A 17,231-nucleotide genomic window follows, 5' to 3' on the forward strand; every position below is an offset into this window, starting at 1 on the left:
CGCCGCGCGACGTGCATGCGCAGGAAATCAGCCCGGAGCAGGTCAAGCTGTTACCGGCAGACTGGCAGCCGGCCTCTGCCCCGCGCGACGGTGCCATGCGCAGGAAATCAGCCCGGAGCAGGTCAAGCTGTTACCGGCAGACTGGCAGCCGGCCTCTGCCCCGGCCGGTGAGGCCAGTGCGCCGCTGAAGGTGTTGGCATCCATGCCGCAAACCGAAGCGCTGAAGCCGGAAGACCTCAACAAGGCTGCGTCGCAGCCGGTGGCCGCCAAACCGGCCAAGGCTGAGGCATCGGCAGCCACCGCCAAGGCTGAAGCAAAGAACCCGCCGCCAGCCAAGCCGGTGGAAAAGCCCGCCGGGAAAACGGCTGAAAAACCCAAGACCGAAGCCATCAAGGCCGAGCCGAGCAAGGCATTGGCCTGCTACGACTGGGGCACGCTGGATGCCAGGCTGCTGACCCGGGTGAAGGGTGGTCTGCCCGGCCTCAAGCTCAAGCCCGAGCAACTGGTGGAAAGCAGCAAGGGCGAGGTCAAGGGCAATGGCAAGTTCTGGGTCTATCACCCGCCGCTGGCTACGCAGTCTGAAACCCAGACGCTGTCTGCCGAATTGAAAGACAAGGGTTTTGACAATTACATCGTGCACAGCGCGGAATTCAAGGGCAGCGTATCGCTTGGCCTGTTCGGCCAGGAGTCTGCTGCCAAGGCCATGCAGGCAAGGGTGAAAGCCGCCGGTTTTGACAAGGTGGCCATCGAGCAGAAAGGGCAGAAATCTGCCGCGACGGTGCTCAGCTTCAAGGCGCTGGAGCCGCAGCAGGCCGAGCGTCTGCAAGCGCTGCAAAAGCGTCTGACGCCTGGGATCGCCTTGCAGCCTTGCCATTAATCGCGGCGGACAAGACGGTGTGCTGTTGCCGACCTAAGCGGTGCTGACGAAGCAGGGCGCAATGCCAAGGCATTGCGCTGCCGCAAGCGCGCTGGCAATCAGGCTTGTCAGCAGGGGCTTGCAGGATGGATGATGAACGGCAATGGCGGTTGTCCCGCCTTGCCGTTTTTTCATGGTTCGCTATGTCCCGACGTTCAAGCAATATCACCCGCCTGCTGGACCGCGGCGCGTTCAACGACCGCGTCCTGCGTCAGCTGGGCGGCTCGATGGCCTTTATTGCCGGCGCGCTCAATGCCGGTGGTTTCCTGGCGGTGCAGCGTTACACCTCGCATGTATCCGGGGTGGTGTCCGGTATGGCCGACGACCTGGCCCTGGGTGAAGTCCGCCTGTCGCTGTCCATGCTGATCATGCTGCTGTGCTTCATTGGCGGTGCCATGCACTCCACCTGGCTGATCCTGTGGGCCAGACGCCAGCGCCTGCGCGGTGGCTATGGGGTGTCGATGATGGAAGAGGCCGGTTTCCTGCTGCTGTTTGGCGTGTTGGGTGCCGGGCTGGCCAGCCACAAGGGCTTGTTCACGCCTCCCACCGTGATGCTGCTGTGTTTCATCATGGGTATGCACAACACCATTGTTACCAAGCTGTCCGGTGGCCTGCTGCGCTCCACCCACATGACCGGCATTGCCACCGATATCGGCATCGAACTGACCAAGATGAGTTACTACAACCATCTGCACAGCCCCAAGATCAAAGACATCAAATCCAACCGCAGCCGGCTGTGGGTATACAGCATGATTCTGACGGCCTTCTTCCTGGGCGGCGTGGTGGGTGCGCTGGGTTTCAAGCATCTGGGCTATGCCTTTACCCTGCCGCTGGCCTTGCTGCTGTTTGCGCTGGGCTTGCGCCCGGTGTGGTACGACATGCGTCTGCGCTGGCGCTGGTGGCAGCATCACCACGATTTGCGCCAGCCCTGAGGCGTCAACCAGCCTGCTGTGTGCAGTGGCTGGCCGTGTCTGCCTGGCGGTTGTCGGGGTGAGCGGCCAGCAGGGCGGCGGCGCTATGGTCCGGCCCGTCCAGCCGCGCCAGCAAGGTATCACGCGCGCACAGGCTTTGTGCACCCAGCAGGCGGCTGGCATAGGCGTCGGCCTCGGCCTCAAAGTCGGCCGGATATTTCATGTCCGCCAGCAGGATGGGTGCCACGGCCAGCAGGGTCGAGCGGTCGCCACCAAACAGATTGACTGCCAGCGACACGCCACCAGAGCGGATCAGGCCGCGCAAGCCATGACGCGCCTCGATATGGCCCACCGCATGGGCCAGCATGGCCTGCATTTCCAGCGGGTTCCTGGTATTGCGCACCAGCTGGTCGGTGACAATGATTTGCCCGCCGGGCAAGGGGATGATGTCCGGACCCAGCTCGCGCGCATCCACCAGCTGCAAGTGATAACGATAGGGGCTGTTGCCCGGCACCAGCTGCTGCAATTGCTGTTGCAGTGCTTGCTGGCGGCTGTCCGGCAAGCGGGAAGGGCGCAACGTGCTGGTTTTCTCCAGCAGGCTCAGGGTGGCGCTGGCCATCGCCTGTTCCACCGCTGGCGGGGTGCGGCGTGCAGCTTCGCTGGCAAGCCAGGGCAGGCCGTTGCGGTAGCCAAACCAGCAGGCCAGCAGCAACAACAGCAAACCAGCCAGCCGTAGTTGCGGCCAGCAGCGGCGCAAACCGTCCAGCAGGCGCGCGGCCAGTGGCAGGTGGCCGGTCAGTTGCTGGCATTGATAGGCACTGGCCACTTCGATAATGCCGCCGTCCGGCAATTGCAGCCGGTCTGGCCGACCGGCCCGTCCGGGGTGAAAACTGACCTCTCGTGCCGGATAGCGATGCGTGTGCACCCCGTCGGTGAACACCAGATGATGGACATTGCGTTGCAGCATCACGGCTTTGCCGATCTGGCTGCGACCATCCAGATAATTGCCTGGCAGACTCATGGCAGATGAATCCTGTTGCGCGCAACCCGCGAACGGGTGGCAGGCTGGTAAAGGGCTGTGTGTTGTTCTCTTTCCTAATCTGTAGCGCAAGCCGACTGCTTTGGCAACGGTGCGCTCACGCCGGGCAGGCCTTGTCCGCTGCTATGGGCAGCTTGCGGCCTCTGCTAGCTTGCATGCTGCCTGCAGGCTATCGTTTTCTGTGCTGTACTGGCAGCATTGTGCCGTTGTGGCACGGTTTGCTTGAAGAAGGGGGTAAGGATGATGCGCAAGCTGGGTGGGTTACTGTTGCTGGCACTGGCGCACGGTGTGCTGGCGGCACCGCAGTTATTGCAAGGCAAGGTGGGACAGGCTGCGGTGGTGATGGAGCTGGACATTGCCAAGGACGGTGCGGTGGAGGGGCGCTATTTCTATCGCAAGCATCACCGCGATATCGCCCTCACCGGCAAGCAACAGGCCGATGGCAGCCTGCAACTGGGTGAAAACCTGCAATACGACGAACAGCGCAATGACATTACCCTGCGCCCGCAAAATGGTGGCTGGGTGGGGGAGTGGCATGGGCCCAAGGCTGGCAAGCCGGTGCTGGTCAGCCTGAGTGCTATCCCCAGGCCCAGTGGCCTGCCAGTAGCGATAGCGCGCTCAATCCGGTGCGCCAGCGTTCCGGCTACGACTACGTCCGCATGGTGGACTTGCCGCTCAAGGCCGGCAAGCGTGAGCGGGTGCAGGGTCATACCCTGCAATGGTGGGACGAGCCGGTCAGCAAGATCCGCCTGTTCCGCGTGGTGGATGGTTATCCACAGGCCAGCCTGCAGCGCATCAACCAGTTGCTGGCCGAGCGCCAGTGGCAGGAAGTGGCCAGTTATTTTGACTGCCAGCTGGGTGGTGCACGGACTGCCGGGGCCGACTTCGAACAAACAGTGACGCCGCGCCTGCTGGGTAGCAAGCTGCTGAGTGTCAGTATTTTCACCAGCTATTACTGTGGTGGCGCGCATCCTGATTTTGCTGATAATCCGCTGACGCTGGAGGTAGCCAGCGGCAAGCCGCTGCAACTGGAAGACCTGCTATGGGCAGGCAAGGGCAAACCGCAACTGGCGCGTAAGTCCAGTGGCGAGCGGGCTGACTATCAGTACGAGGAAAAGATACTGGCTCCCTGGCTGGTGAACACCATGACGCGCCTGTATCCGGCACAAACCAAGCCGGGCACGGAAGATGAATGTGATTACCGCGACCCGCAGGTGTGGCAGTTTGTCAGTTGGTATGCCACGCCGCAGGGGCTGGTGCTGGGGCCGTCTTTTGCCCGCGTGGCGCGTGCTTGCGAATATCCGGAATGGAGTGTGCTGCCATGGCGTGTGGTCAAGCAGCATCCGGGTGCGCGGCCCGACCTGCTGCCCTGATCAGGCCGCCTGGTCTGCCTTGGGCTGGGCGCGGTGGCCACGCAGCCAGCGCCCTTCAGCTGCACCGCGCTGCCATTCCATATAGCGTTCCCCGTGTTGCAAGGGCGTAAAACCCAGCTGGCGGTAAAAGCCGCCGGCATCACGCGAAACCAGCAAGAACCGGCGTAACTGTTGCAATTGCGGATGATCCTGTGCGGCGCGGATCATCGCCTGTCCCACGCCCTGACCGCGCCAGTCGGGCAGCACGAAGACATCAGACAGATAGGCAAAGCTGGCGTAATCGGTAATCACCCGGGCAAAGCCGATCTGCCGCTGCTGGTGATAGGCGGCAATGATCAAGGAATGCTGGATGGCGCGTTCCAGCAGCGCAGCATCCATGCCGCTGGCCCAGTGCGCCTGGGTGGTGAGGAATTGCAGGATCATGGCGCGGTCCAGCCGTGCCGGGTCGTGCGAGATGTCCAGTTGCATGCGCGCTCCTCCCTCAAGGTGGATGCGGGCAAGTATCCGGCGCTTACATCACCACACCGTGACGGCAGGATGACAAGTCTTTTACCACGACCCCGGCTGGTGTAGCGGCAGCAGCAACAGGCCCAGCAGCAGGATTTCACACACTTCGATGCCTGCGCCCAGGCAGTCGCCGGTCATGCCACCCAGCTTGCGCTTGAGCCAGCCGCGCCACAGCAAGGCGGCCAGCGGTGCCAGCAGCAAAGCCGGGGCCAGCCACAGCGACAGACCCAGCAAGGCCAGCAGGCCGATGACCTGTGCCCGCCATTGCGGCTGCCAGGCAAAGCGTTCACCGCTGCCGGGTGCCAGTGCAGGCAGGGTGGCCGACCAGAACAAGGCAAACAGCCGCGCCCAGGCGGGCAACAGCAGCAGGCCGGGTAGCTGCTGTGGCTGACTGGCCAGCAACATCAGCAGCACCAGCTTGCTGACGATGGCGCAAATCAGCGCAATCACGCCAAAGCTGCCCACGTGCGGGTCTTTCAGTACCTCGAAAAAGCGCTCGCGCGAGCGATGGGCTGCGCCCATGGCATCGCTCAGGTCGGCCAGGCCGTCCAGATGCAGGCCGCCGGTAATGCCTATCCACAGCAACAGGCCGGCCAGTGCCCCCAGCCAGGGGTCGTGCAGGCTGCCTAGCCACACACCCAGCCACAGCAGGCTGCCCAGCAACAGGCCGACCGGCGCAAACCAGCAGGCACTGGCTGCCAGCCATTCCGGGTGGAAGGTGCGCAGCTGCGGTGTGGGCAGACGGGTGAGAAACTGGATGGCCAGAATCAGGCTTTGCCACCAGCGGGCGCGAGGGGCGGCTGTCGGCTGGCTCATGCTTCGCCGGGGCTTTCCAGATGCATCAGATAGGCCGGGTGGCCTTCCAGAATGGACAGCTGGGCAAAGCCGCCGCGCTGCACGGTCATCAGCTTGGCTACATCGAATTCGGTGCCCAGCAGCTCGGCCAACAGGGCGGTAATCACCCCGCCATGACATACCAGTACCCGGTGGCTGCCACGCGCGGTCTGAATCCATTCGCTGAATCCGCTCAGCACCCGGGTGCGGAAGACTTCATAGCTTTCCCCGCCGGCGGAATCAGCTCGCCCGCCGCCACGCGGCTGCCCCAGTCCGGATGCTGACCGGACAGCACCGCGCGCGACATGCCGTCCCAGTCGCCAAAATCGAATTCGGCAAAGCGTTCGTCCACCTTCAGCGGCAAGGAGCCATGCAGGGCCTGATGCACGGCAAACTCGCGGCAGCGTTGCAGCGGCGAGGTGGCCATGCTGGTGACCGGTGCCAGCTGGTTCAACCGTTGCCAGCTGCGGCTCATCTGCTCGCAGCCCAGCTCATTCAGTGGCAGGTCGGTGCGGCCGATCAGGCGGCCGTCGTGGTCGATTTCGCCGTGGCGCAGCAAGGTGAGCGTATAGGGGTTCATGCCTCAGTCTTTCTCGGTGACACCGGCCTGGGCAAACGTGGCCATTTCGGCGTGCAGCTTGATGGCCAGTTGCAGCAAGGGCACGCAGGTGGCGGCACCAGAGCCTTCGCCCAGCCGCATGCCCAGTGCCACCAGCGGGTTCAGTTGCAGTGCTTCCAGTGCCAGCTTGTGGCCGGTTTCTTCCGAGCAATGGCTGGCCAGCAGCCAGTCGGCCACTGCCGGGTCGATGGCGCGGGCGGCCAGGGCGGCGGCGCTGGCAATGAAACCATCCACCAGTGCAGGCACACCCAGTGCCGCGCCTTCCAGATAAAAACCCGCCATGGCGGCAATTTCCAGCCCGCCCAGTTCGGCCAGCACAGCCTGACCATCCAGTGAATGGCCGTGCAGGCGGTCCAGCGCCTGTTGCACCACGCGGCGCTTGTTGACGAGGCCGGCGTCGTCGATACCGGTGCCACGGCGACAATGCTGTCCACGCTGTAGCCCGCCAGACGGCAGATCAGCGCGGCAGACGGCGTGGTATTGCCAATGCCCATGTCACCGGCAATCAGCAGATTGGCACCGTGTTCCACGGCGCGACGCGCCGCAGCGCGGCCCACTTCCAGCGCAGCAGCGCATTGTTCTGCCGTCATGGCGGCTTCCACTGCCAGGTTGGCGGTACCGGCGGCTACCTTGGCCTGCACAATGGGCAGTTCCGGCAGTTGACCCAGCACACCCACATCCACCACCTCCAGCCGAGCGGCAATGGCGCGGGCCAGCACGCAGATGGCAGCGCCACCGGCAGCAAAATTCTTCACCATTTCGCCGGTCACGATGGACGGATAGGCGGACACACCTTCTGCTGTCACGCCGTGGTCACCGGCAAACACGGTGATGGCCGGCTGCAGGGGGGCCGGAATGGTTTTGCCTTGCCAGGCAGCAAAGCGACAGGCCACCGTTTCCAGTACACCCAGGCTGCCAGCCGGTTTGGTCAGCGAATTCTGGCGTTGCAGGGCGGCTTCATGAAAAGCGTGGGCAGGAAGGGCAATGGCCTGGGACATGGTGCGGTTTCTCGAGGTTGGCATGGACTAGAGCGCGACTCTAAGACATGGGGGGCAGCACGGCAAGCTGAATGCCGCCATGGCATTGGCATTGCTTGTTGCATATCAAGACTGTTCGTGCCAGATTGCCGCAGTTTCGCTGCATTCTGCCGTATAATCGCTGCCGGACAGGTGTCCGGATTTGCATGATCCGGATGAAACGGGAAGCCGGTACAAGCCGGCGCTGCCCCCGCAACGGTAAGGTCTGGCTGGCGGATGCCGGCCCAGTTGTCGCCATTGCCACTGTTGCCCATCAGCAACGGGAAGGCGCGACAGCGCAAGACCAAGCCCGGAGACCGGCCTGTCCCTTATCGTCTGCCGCATGGCAGGCGGTGGCTGTATATCGCGGGGAGGCGATCTGGCAAACAGCAGGCGGGCTCATCAGCCCGTTCCGGTGTCATCCATTCTCCATGGCGCAAGCCATCCTCTTCGCACTTCCTGTGGCTGTGGCAGCGTTTGCCCGGCCGGTTTCATGTTTCTGGAGTGTGTGTTTCATGTTCAAAGCCCGACAATCCCTGTGGCTGCTGGTGTTGGCCAGTGCAGCCCAGGCCGACGTCCTGCCCGTTTTTCAGGGCGATGAAGTGGTGGTGACCGCTACCCGTCAGCCGCAATCAGTGGTCAAGACCTTGTCGGATGTGTCGGTGATCACCCGTGAAGACATCGACCAGTCCTCGGCCACCAATCTGCCGCAGCTGCTGGCGCGGGTGCCGGGCATCGAAGTGGTCAGCTCGGGCAATGTCGGCAGCCAGGCCAGCCTGTATCTGCGCGGTAGCAATGCCAACCAGACTATCGTCCTGCTGGACGGCATGCGTATCGTATCCGCCACCAGCGGCACTACCGCGCTGGAAAACATTCCGCTGGACAGCATCGAGCGTGTCGAAGTGGTGCGTGGCAGCAGCTCCAGCCTGTATGGCGCGGATGCCATTGGCGGGGTAATCCAGATTTTCACCCGTCAGGGTAGTGGTGCACCACGCTTCAACGCCGCGCTGGGATTTGGCGACCATGGTCTGGTCAAATCCTCGGCGGGTGTCAGCGGCAAGGTGGACAATACCGCCTTCAATCTGCAGATCAACCAGGAGCAGACCGACGGTTTCTCCGCCACGAATCCGCAAAGCAGCAACTACAACGCCGACCGCGACCCCTATCGCAACCTGTCCTACAACGCCAGCCTCACCCAGACCATTGCCAGCGGACATGATATTTCGTTGCAACTGTTCCAGATCATGAGCAAGCTGGACTACGACGGCTATCAAAGCACCGGTGAGGACTTGCAGCGCAGCCGCCAGACCGGCGCGGCACTGGAATCCAGAAACCGCTTCAACGATATCTGGAGCAGCACCCTGCGTTACAGCTACACCATGGACCGCCAGGAACACTGGAATAACGGTAATCTGAGCGCCCGGGTCGACTTGTACCAGACTGCACAAAATGCCTTGCTGTGGCAAAACGACCTGCATACTGCCTGGGGCAAGCTGCTGGCTGGTGCCGAATACACCGAGCAACATGTGGACAGCAGCACCTCCTACGATGCCCACTCGCGTAGTAACAAGGCCGGGTTCCTCGGTTACAGCGGCGAGTTTGGCCGCCATCTGCTGCAAGCCAGTGCCCGTCGCGACCAGAACGAACAGTTTGGCGGCAAAACCACCGGTCAACTGGGTTATGGTTACCGTCTGAGCGATACCCTGATCGCGCGTGCCAGCTATGGCACCGCCTTCAAGGCTCCGACGTTTAACGATCTTTACTATCCCTACGATGGCAGTTATTCAGGCAACCCCAAGCTGAAACCGGAAACCTCGCACAACAGCGAACTGGCCTTGCAATTCAAGGATAACGGCCGTTCGGCATCGTTGACGCTGTTCCGCAACAGCATCAATAACATGATTGCCATGACCTCCGACTACAGTACCGTGACCAATATCAGCCAAGCCACCATTCAGGGCGGCACGCTGGCCGGAGCCATGGCAATGGGTAACTGGGATTTGTCTGCATCCGCCACATATCAGGACCCGCTGGACAACGCCACTCATCAGCAATTGCAACGTCGCGCCCGTGCCTATGGTCAACTGGCGGCTGCCTATGACTGGGGCAAGGTCACCACCGGGGTGGAGTGGCAGTTGAGCGCCAAGCGCCGGGATACCACCGATAGCGGCAGCAATGTCTGGCTGGGCGGCTACACCCTTACCAATGTGTATGCCAACTACCGCTTTGCCCGCGAGTGGACGGCCACCGTCAAGCTGAGCAATCTGTTTGGCCGTCAGTACACCTCGCTGTATGGTTACAACACCGCCGGGCTGGGTGGCTTTGTCGGTGTCAGCTACCAGCAGAAATAAACCGGCACGCCCATGGCGTGCTACTCCCGGGAGCACCTGACCCGCCCCCGGATCATCAGGAAACCAGCATGACCCACCTGATCACCGGCGGTGCGCGTTCCGGCAAAAGCCGCCATGCCGAACACCTGGCCATCCAGCATGGCGGCCCGGTCTGCTATATCGCCACCGCCGAAGTGCGTGACGAAGAGTTTGCCGAACGGGTGCGCCAGCATCGCCTGCAACGGCCTGCGCATTGGCAAGTGCAGGAAGCCGGGCGTGACCTGGCCGGGCTGATTCTGGGCCACGACCAGGAAGACGGCCTGTTGCTGGTGGACTGTCTGGGCATGTGGCTGATGCGCTTTTTCGGTCCGGACGATGGCTTCGACGAGGTGGAATTCGTCCGGCAGCGGCAGTGGCTGCTGGAAGCCATCGATGCAGTACAGGGCCGCTTGCTGCTGGTCACCAATGAAATCGGCTGGGGCGTGATGCCGATGAGTCGCATGGCACGCCTGTATGGCGACCTGCTGGGGCGGCTGAACCAGGACGTTGCGGCCCGCTGTCAGCATGTCACCCTGGTAGCCTGCGGGCTGCCCTTGTCGCTCAAGGGCGGCTGATGCTGCTGCGCGCTTTTGCCCTGTGGCTGCTGTTGTGCGTCGGCCCGGCCCGGGCGGCAGTCAGTGCACCCGATGCCAGTGGCAAACTGCTGACCCTGCCGCAGGCGGCGCAGCGTATTGTTTCCCTGTCGCCCCATGCCACCGAAATGCTGTACGCCATTGGTGCCGGCCCACGGCTGGTGGCCACGGTGGACTACAGCAATTACCCGCCGCAAGTGCGTGCGCTGCCGCGGGTGGGCGGCTATAGCGGCATCAGCCTGGAAGCGGTACTGCGCCAGCGGCCGGACCTGGTGGTGGCCTGGCAGGACGGCGGCAACCTGCGCGAGCTGGAGCGCTTGCGCCAGCTGGGCGTGGCCGTGTTCATCAGCCATCCCTTGCAACTGGATGATGTGGCCGCAGAAATGCAAAGCCTGGGCCGCCTTACCGGAATGCAGGCTACGGCTGCCGCAGCGGCCTCTGCTTACCGCCAGCAACTGGCCACGCTGCGTCAGCGCTATGCCCGCCGCGCACCGGTCAGCGTGTTTTACCAGATCAGTGCCGCGCCCATTTTTACCGTCAGCCAGCGCAGCTTCATGGGCGCCATGATGCAACTGTGTGGCGGGCGCAATGTGTTTGGCACCCTGAGGCAAGCCGCACCGCAAGTAAGCATGGAGGCGGTTGTGGCGGCCCGGCCACAGGTGATGCTGGCGGCACGTGCCGACATCCTGCGCATGTGGGATCGCTGGTCCGCCCTGCCGGCCGTGGCAGCAGACACCCGTTACGTGCTGGATGAGGACCTGCTGACCATTCCGGGGCCACGTTTGCCGCAAGGTGCAGCGGCACTGTGTGCCACGCTGGACACAGCACGGCACAGACTGGGTTTGACGCTGGACTAGCTGGCCGTTATCCTCGCCGCCATGGACAAGGAACTGGAATATCTCGAATCCCGCGTGCAGGCCCTGGTTGCCCGCATCAAGGAACTGGAAACCCAGAACGGCCGTTTTGCCCAGGCGCTGGCTGAAGCGCTGAAGGAAAACGCCGAGCTGAATTTCCGCGTGAACGAAACACGCAGCCGCGTGGCCGCGCTGGTAGAACGTCTGCCCAAGGCAGAGGAACCGGAGCAGGCTGAAGGAGAGGCAGAATGAGCGATATCGTGCAGGTCGACATTGAACTCCTGGGCCGTCATTTCACCATCGGCTCGCCGGTGGATGAGCGTGAAACCCTGCTGGAGGCGGTACGTCTGCTGCAAGGCAAGATTGATCTGATCCAGCAGCACGGCAAGGTGATGGATGCCGACAAGATCGCCATCATGGCTGCTTTGAACATTGCCCATGATTTGTTGCGTACCAAAGTGGGAGAGGGCTTGGAAATGGCTTCATTCCAGCGTAAAATACGCAACATGAGCGAAGCAGCTGATACAGCGCTTCGCGAAAGCCAGCAAGCCCTGTTCTGATTTCTTACTCTCAGGCAGGAACTGGCAGACACCCAGATCAGCTTATCCCCTGCGGTGTTCGTGAAGGCTAACAATTCCTTTGTACCAATGCGTTCGCTTTTGGCCGCCAGCGTGAGTCACGGGTGTGTCGCGTCCCTCGAGGATGCGCCCGAAGTGACTGGCAGGTAGCCCTCCCTGGAAACAGGGTACAAGCGAATTATGCCCAAACGACACTCGCGGGGGTCTCCCTTCCACACCGGCGCATCTTGCTCCGGGTCGTTTTCATTTGTCCCTTGATTGTCAGGCTTGCGCCATGCTCACTCCCGACACTGCCGTTAACGACAAGATTGCCCTGCGCAAGGCCGTGCGTCGCCAGCGCATGGCACTGACGCCCGCCTACCGTGCACAGGCCATGCGTGCGGTGGCACGTCATGCCAGCCGCTTATTGCGGCGCGGGCGGCGTATTGGCGGTTATCTGGCGGCAGGCTCGGAGCTGGATGTGGAAACCCTGCTCAGTAGCGCGTTACAGCGTGGTGCCAGCGTATGGTTGCCGCAAATTCCGGCCCGTGGCCGCCGCATGTGGTTCTCGCGCCTGACGGGTGACGGGCGGTGGTATCGCCATGCACGCTACGGCATCGTGGAGTTTGACGGCCCCTGTGTGCGGGCGGAAAAGCTGGATGTGCTGCTGGTGCCATTGCTGGCGGTGGATGAGGACGGTTATCGCATGGGGCAGGGCGGCGGTTTTTACGATAGCAGTCTGGCCTTCCGGCAGCGGCCGCGTCGCTACGGCAAGCCTTTGCTGGTGGGCGTGGCTTACGATTGCCAGCGGGTGCTGCAGGTGCCGCGTGAAGCCTGGGATGTGCAGCTGGATTATCTGCTGACCGAAAGCGGCCTGCATCGCTTTGCCCGTCGTCAGCGCGTCAAAGCCTCCTGACGGAGGCTGTGGGCGGGATTGTGGCAGGTCGTGGCGGTTGTTTATCGCTCCCAGTGGTGACCATAGCCATAGGCCGGGACGGCTACAACCGGAACAACGACTTCAGGTCGGTAGGCAACCCGTGGTGGAACAACGACGCAGGCGCTCAATGCACTGGCCAGCAATACGCCAATCAACAGGCTTTTCATGATTCTCTCCGGTGTACAAGGGCCAGACGGCCGCAGTTGTTTATCTGCTTTCAAGCTTAATCGAACACAGCTGCTGCAAGATGGCGTAAATTGTTAAGACCACCTTCCATTGATTAACAGACATTTCCCATGCGTTATTGGCTGATGAAGTCCGAACCGGACGAAACGTCGATTGATGATCTGATGGCCGAGCCACAGCGGGCATTCGAGTGGACCGGCGTGCGCAATTACCAGGCGCGCAATTTCATGCGCGATGACATGCAGGCGGGCGACCGGGTGCTGTTCTGGCATTCCAGCTGTGCCGAGCCAGGCATTGCCGCCTGGCCGAGGTGGTGGGCAGCGCCCATGCCGACTCCAGCCAGTTTGACCCGGCCAGTCCGTATTTCGACGCCAAATCCACGCCCGAGGCCCCGCGCTGGCAGTGTGTTGACGTGCGCTTCCTGAGCAAGACCCCGCTGCTTACACCTGCCTTGTTACGGCAGCACCCGTCGCTGGAGCAGATGCAGGTGCTCAAAAAAGGCAACCGCCTGTCGATTACCCCGGTCAGCCAGACCGAGTGGGAATACATCACCACCCAGCTTTGCTGAGGCAGTCTGTCTGGAGCGCAATGCTTTATCCGTCGATTGAACCATTCAGCCAGGGCATGCTGCCGCTGGATGGCCTGCATCAGATGTACTGGGAACAATGTGGTGCGCCGGATGGCCAGCCCGTGCTCTACCTGCATGGCGGGCCGGGCGATGGCTGTGCCCCGGCCAGTCGCCAGTTGTTTGATCCCTCCCATTACCGAGCCATCCTGTTTGATCAGCGCGGCAGTGGCCGTTCGGTGCCGCGTGGTGAATGGCGGGACAACACCACGGCGCATCTGATTGCCGATATCGAACGCTTGCGCGAGCATCTGGGCATCGAGCGCTGGCTGCTGTTTGGCGGCTCCTGGGGCAGCACGCTGGCACTGGCGTATGCCCAGGCTCATCCGCAGCGGGTGACCGGACTGGTCCTGCGCGGCATTTTCCTGGGGCGGCAAAGTGAAATCGACTGGTTCATGCATGGCATGGGGCAGTTTCACCCGGAAGCCTGGCAGGAATTTGTCGCGCCGATTCCGCCTGCCGAGCGTGGGCAGCTGCTGCAAGCCTATTACCGCGGCCTGTGCGACCCCGACCCGCAAGTCCACCTGCCGCTGGCGCGCAGCTGGGGCCGTTACGAGGCCAGTTGCGTGGCCTTGCGTCCCCAACCCGACACCATGCTGCGTGCCGGCAGCGAGTATCTGGCCTTGCCACTGGCGCGGCTGGAAGCCCATTACTTCATCCACCGTATCTTTCTGCCCGAAGGGCAGTTATTGCAACAGCTTCCGCGCATCCGTCACTTGCCGGCCATCATCGTGCAAGGCCGTCATGATGTGATCTGCCCGCCGGCCACGGCGCACGAACTGGCCCGCCACTGGCCGGAGGCCGAATTCCAGCTGGTGGAAGCTGCCGGTCACTCCTTGTGGGAAGAAGGCATTTTGCAGCGGCTGTTGCAGGCACTGGAGCGCTGCAAGCAGCTGCCGCGCTGAACTGCCGGTAGTCGGCTGCCGGTAAAAAAATGCAAACGCCTTTGTGATGGCCCGCTGCCTGGTGCAGCCTGTGTGGCGACTGGCCGGCACCGGGTTTGCCAGGGCTGGCGGCAACGGGGGCAAGCGTTTGTTTTTGTGCAGCTCTTATCGACATGCCCCTCTGGCCGCTATAATGGCCCGATTGAATTTGCGACGGACTGCCCAAGCTGCCCTGCCAGGCGGGGACTTGGGCAGTCCGCCATTTTGTTTTCAGCCTTTCCAGACTAAAGATCGCCATGCAAGAAACCTACAGCCCACGCGAAGTCGAAGCCGCAGCGCAACAAAAATGGCAGCGCACTGCCGCCTTCAAGGCCGTCGAAGACGCCAGCCGCCCCAAGTACTACGCCTTGTCGATGTTCCCCTATCCGTCCGGCAAGCTGCACATGGGCCATGTGCGCAACTACACCATTACCGACGTGCTGGCCCGCTTCAAGCGCCTGCAAGGCTTCAACGTACTGCAACCGATGGGCTGGGACGCCTTCGGTCTGCCGGCCGAAAACGCCGCCATGAAAAACGGCGGTGCTCCGGCGGCCTGGACTTACGCCAACATCGAATACATGAAGACGCAGCTGGACAGCCTGGGCTTTGCCCTGGACTGGGAGCGCGAGCTGGCCACCTGCAAGCCCGACTACTACCGCTGGGAGCAGTGGCTGTTTACCCGCCTGTTTGAAAAAGGCGTGATCTACAAGAAAAACGGCGTGGTGAACTGGGACCCGGTGGACCAGACCGTACTGGCCAACGAACAAGTGGTGGATGGCCGTGGCTGGCGCTCCGGTGCCGTGGTGGAAAAGCGCGAAATCCCGATGTACTACTTCGCCATCACCAAGTACGCCGACGAACTGCTCACCAGCCTGGATACGCTGGATGGCTGGCCGGAACAGGTCAAGACCATGCAGAAGAACTGGATCGGCAAGAGCCACGGTTCTGATGTGGTGTTTGCCTACGACCAGGACAGCATCGGCCATGGTGGCGAACTGAAGGTGTACACCACCCGTCCGGACACCCTGATGGGCGCAACTTACGTTGCCGTGGCGGCGGAACACCCGCTGGCCACCCAGGCTGCGGCCAATCATCCGGCGCTGCAGGCTTTCATTGCCGAATGCAAGGCAGGTTCCGTGGCCGAGGCCGACGTGGCCAAGATGGAAAAGAAGGGCATGGACACCGGCCTGTTCGTCATCCATCCGCTTACCGGTGCCAAGCTGCCGGTATGGGTGGCCAACTATGTGCTGTGGGGCTATGGCGAAGGCGCGGTGATGGCCGTACCGGCGCATGACGAGCGCGACTTCGAATTCGCCAACAAATACAGCCTGCCGCTGCTGCAAGTGTATGCCAAGGTGGCTGGCGACAATGATTTCGATGCCAGCAACTGGCAGGACTGGTATGCCGCCAAGGACGACAGCGTACGCACCGTCAACAGCGGCAAGTACGACGGCAAGTCCTTCAGCGAAGCCTTCGATGCCATCGTCGGTGATCTGGAAGCCAAGGCTGCCGGCCAGAAGAAAACCCAGTACCGCCTGCGCGACTGGGGCATCTCCCGCCAGCGTTACTGGGGTTGCCCGATTCCCATCATCCACTGCCCGACTTGTGGCGATGTGCCGGTGCCGGAAAAAGACCTGCCGGTCGTGCTGCCGGAAAACGTGATTCCGGATGGTGCCGGCTCGCCCTTGGCCAAGATGCCGGAATTCTACGAAACCAGCTGCCCCAAGTGTGGCGGTGCCGCCAAGCGCGAAACCGACACCATGGATACCTTCGTGGAATCCAGCTGGTACTACGCCCGCTATGCCAGCCCCAAGTGCGACACCGCCATGCTGGACAAGGCAGCCGCCGACTACTGGCTGCAAGTGGACCAATACGTGGGTGGTATCGAACACGCCATCCTGCACCTGTTGTACGCACGTTTCTTCCACAAGCTGATGCGTGACGAAGGCCTGGTATCCAGCGACGAGCCGTTCAAGAGCCTGCTGACCCAGGGCATGGTGATCTGCGAAACCTTCTACCGCGAGCTGCCCAACGGCAGCAAGGACTGGATCGCCCCGCAAGACGTGGTGCTGGAACGTGACGCCAAGGGCAAGATTACCGGTGCCACCCATCGCGTGGATGGCCTGCCGGTGGTGGTGGGCGGCGTGGAGAAAATGTCCAAGTCCAAGAACAACGGCGTGGACCCGCAGGAATTCATCGAGAAATACGGTGCCGATACCGCACGCCTGTTCATGATGTTCGCCGCCCCGCCGGAGCAAAGCCTGGAATGGTCCGATGCCGGTGTGGAAGGTGCCTTCCGCTTCCTCAAGCGCCTGTGGAAACTGGCCAAGGAGCATGCCGACGCGGGTGTGGTGGCCGCTTATGCCGGTGGCGAGCTGAATGCCAGCCAGAAGGAACTGCGCTTCAAGCTGCACAGCACCATCCAGAAAGTGGCCGACGACTATGGCCGTCGCCAGCAGTTCAACACCGCCATTGCCGCGGTGATGGAACTGTTGAACACCTACGACAAGACCGACCGCAGTGATGCCGCCGGCCGTGCCGTGGCACAGGAAGTACTGGAAAGCGTCACCCTGCTGCTGTCGCCCATCGTGCCGCACATCACTGACGCCATCTGGTCGGTGTTGCAGCCGGGCAGCGAGCTGCTGGCACAAGCCTGGCCGAAGGTGGACGAGGCTGCGCTGGTGAAGAGCGAGATCGAGATGATGGTGCAGGTGGCTGGCAAGCTGCGTGGCAGCATCACCGTGGCTGCCGATGCCGCCAAGGATGTGATCGAAGCTGCCGCACTGGCGCACGAAAACGTACAGAAGTTCATGGAAGGCAAACCGGCCAAGAAGATCATCGTGGTGCCGGGCCGTCTGGTGAACATCGTCGTGTAAACCCCGGTCCGCCCTTGACGGGGCGGGCCAGCAATCCTGCCGGTCAGCTTTGCCTTCCCCTTCCCGTGGGGCAGGGCCTGACCGGCTCCTGTTACG

Annotated in this window: 18 protein-coding genes, 1 other RNA gene, 2 pseudogenes and 1 riboswitch; of the genes and pseudogenes, 13 read left to right on the plus strand and 8 right to left on the minus strand. The window is 62.3% G+C overall.

Annotated elements, in window-relative coordinates; all coding sequences use genetic code 11:
* Positions 1-877, plus strand: an 877-nt coding sequence (locus AWT75_RS15865; protein WP_062790392.1) for an SPOR domain-containing protein, incomplete at its 5' end; no start/stop codon positions are given.
* Positions 878-1,059: 182 nt separating this feature from the next.
* On the plus strand, positions 1,060-1,848 hold the full coding sequence (locus tag AWT75_RS15870; RefSeq protein WP_082086342.1) for a YoaK family protein: 789 nt from the start codon (positions 1,060-1,062) through the stop codon (positions 1,846-1,848).
* A gap of 4 nt (positions 1,849-1,852) precedes the next feature.
* Here AWT75_RS15870 and AWT75_RS15875 read toward each other — a convergent pair whose 3' ends face one another.
* Both AWT75_RS15875 and AWT75_RS22245 read right to left on the minus strand, forming a co-directional pair.
* Positions 1,853-2,848, minus strand: coding sequence for a M48 family metallopeptidase (locus AWT75_RS15875; protein WP_062790395.1), 996 nt, complete (start codon positions 2,846-2,848; stop codon positions 1,853-1,855).
* 324 nt (positions 2,849-3,172) lie between these two features.
* Positions 3,173-3,403: a hypothetical protein gene (locus AWT75_RS22245; RefSeq protein ID WP_204377075.1), complete on the minus strand. Its 231-nt coding sequence runs from the start codon at positions 3,401-3,403 to the stop codon at positions 3,173-3,175.
* On the opposite strand from AWT75_RS22245, the gene AWT75_RS15880 reads away from it, so the two are divergent.
* On the plus strand, positions 3,397-4,239 hold the full coding sequence (locus AWT75_RS15880) for a hypothetical protein (protein ID WP_204377076.1): 843 nt from the start codon (positions 3,397-3,399) through the stop codon (positions 4,237-4,239). The genes AWT75_RS22245 and AWT75_RS15880 overlap by 7 nt on opposite strands.
* Here the strand turns inward: AWT75_RS15880 and AWT75_RS15885 are convergent, their stop codons facing one another.
* The 5 genes and pseudogenes from AWT75_RS15885 to cobT form a co-directional block, all read right to left on the minus strand.
* Positions 4,240-4,707, minus strand: coding sequence for a GNAT family N-acetyltransferase (locus AWT75_RS15885; RefSeq protein ID WP_045845843.1), 468 nt, complete (start codon positions 4,705-4,707; stop codon positions 4,240-4,242).
* An 81-nt stretch (positions 4,708-4,788) separates the two neighbouring features.
* Positions 4,789-5,562: an adenosylcobinamide-GDP ribazoletransferase gene (cobS, locus tag AWT75_RS15890; protein ID WP_062790398.1), complete on the minus strand. Its 774-nt coding sequence runs from the start codon at positions 5,560-5,562 to the stop codon at positions 4,789-4,791.
* The gene (locus AWT75_RS23575) at positions 5,559-5,780 is read right to left on the minus strand and encodes a histidine phosphatase family protein (protein ID WP_275575758.1); all 222 of its coding nucleotides are present in this window, start codon (positions 5,778-5,780) and stop codon (positions 5,559-5,561) included. The genes cobS and AWT75_RS23575 overlap by 4 nt, the downstream gene beginning before the upstream one ends.
* A complete protein-coding gene (locus tag AWT75_RS23580) occupies positions 5,774-6,160 on the minus strand; it encodes a histidine phosphatase family protein (protein WP_275575759.1) in 387 nt (128 codons plus the stop codon). Before AWT75_RS23580 ends, AWT75_RS23575 begins: the two co-directional genes overlap by 7 nt.
* 3 nt (positions 6,161-6,163) lie before the next feature.
* A pseudogene (gene cobT / locus AWT75_RS23875) lies at positions 6,164-7,221 on the minus strand (nicotinate-nucleotide--dimethylbenzimidazole phosphoribosyltransferase).
* A 128-nt stretch (positions 7,222-7,349) separates the two neighbouring features.
* Positions 7,350-7,555, plus strand: a riboswitch (cobalamin riboswitch).
* A 175-nt stretch (positions 7,556-7,730) separates the two neighbouring features.
* Here cobT and AWT75_RS15905 point away from each other — a divergent pair.
* The 7 genes from AWT75_RS15905 to AWT75_RS15935 all read left to right on the plus strand — a co-directional run bounded on the left by AWT75_RS15905 (position 7,731) and on the right by AWT75_RS15935 (position 12,504).
* Entirely contained in the window at positions 7,731-9,566 is a 1,836-nt protein-coding gene (locus AWT75_RS15905; RefSeq protein ID WP_062790401.1) for a TonB-dependent receptor domain-containing protein, read from the plus strand.
* A gap of 68 nt (positions 9,567-9,634) precedes the next feature.
* The gene (gene cobU, locus AWT75_RS15910; RefSeq protein WP_062790404.1) at positions 9,635-10,159 is read left to right on the plus strand and encodes a bifunctional adenosylcobinamide kinase/adenosylcobinamide-phosphate guanylyltransferase; all 525 of its coding nucleotides are present in this window, start codon (positions 9,635-9,637) and stop codon (positions 10,157-10,159) included.
* A complete protein-coding gene (locus AWT75_RS15915; RefSeq protein WP_062790407.1) occupies positions 10,159-11,034 on the plus strand; it encodes a cobalamin-binding protein in 876 nt (291 codons plus the stop codon). The genes cobU and AWT75_RS15915 overlap by 1 nt, the downstream gene beginning before the upstream one ends.
* 21 nt (positions 11,035-11,055) lie before the next feature.
* Entirely contained in the window at positions 11,056-11,283 is a 228-nt protein-coding gene (locus AWT75_RS15920) for a hypothetical protein (protein WP_045845837.1), read from the plus strand.
* Positions 11,280-11,591: a cell division protein ZapA gene (locus AWT75_RS15925; RefSeq protein ID WP_045845836.1), complete on the plus strand. Its 312-nt coding sequence runs from the start codon at positions 11,280-11,282 to the stop codon at positions 11,589-11,591. The genes AWT75_RS15920 and AWT75_RS15925 overlap by 4 nt, the downstream gene beginning before the upstream one ends.
* A 43-nt stretch (positions 11,592-11,634) precedes the next feature.
* Positions 11,635-11,817, plus strand: a non-coding RNA gene (gene ssrS, locus AWT75_RS15930) — 6S RNA.
* Between the two features lie 66 nt (positions 11,818-11,883).
* Positions 11,884-12,504, plus strand: a complete 621-nt coding sequence (locus AWT75_RS15935; protein WP_062790410.1) for a 5-formyltetrahydrofolate cyclo-ligase — start codon at positions 11,884-11,886, stop codon at positions 12,502-12,504.
* 41 nt (positions 12,505-12,545) lie between these two features.
* Here the strand turns inward: AWT75_RS15935 and AWT75_RS21940 are convergent, their stop codons facing one another.
* On the minus strand, positions 12,546-12,692 hold the full coding sequence (locus AWT75_RS21940) for a hypothetical protein (protein ID WP_165494134.1): 147 nt from the start codon (positions 12,690-12,692) through the stop codon (positions 12,546-12,548).
* Between the two features lie 183 nt (positions 12,693-12,875).
* Between AWT75_RS21940 and AWT75_RS15940 the strand changes: the two are divergent.
* From AWT75_RS15940 to leuS, 3 genes and pseudogenes are all read left to right on the plus strand, one after another.
* A pseudogene (locus tag AWT75_RS15940) lies at positions 12,876-13,279 on the plus strand (EVE domain-containing protein).
* Between the two features lie 20 nt (positions 13,280-13,299).
* Positions 13,300-14,241: a prolyl aminopeptidase gene (gene pip, locus AWT75_RS15945; protein ID WP_062790413.1), complete on the plus strand. Its 942-nt coding sequence runs from the start codon at positions 13,300-13,302 to the stop codon at positions 14,239-14,241.
* 275 nt (positions 14,242-14,516) lie between these two features.
* On the plus strand, positions 14,517-17,135 hold the full coding sequence (gene leuS / locus AWT75_RS15950; RefSeq protein WP_045845832.1) for a leucine--tRNA ligase: 2,619 nt from the start codon (positions 14,517-14,519) through the stop codon (positions 17,133-17,135).
* The last annotated feature ends 96 nt before the right edge of the window (positions 17,136-17,231 follow it).

The sequence above is a fragment of the Aquitalea pelogenes genome, assembly GCF_001515305.1.
Classification (GTDB): Bacteria; Pseudomonadota; Gammaproteobacteria; order Burkholderiales; family Chromobacteriaceae; genus Aquitalea; species Aquitalea pelogenes.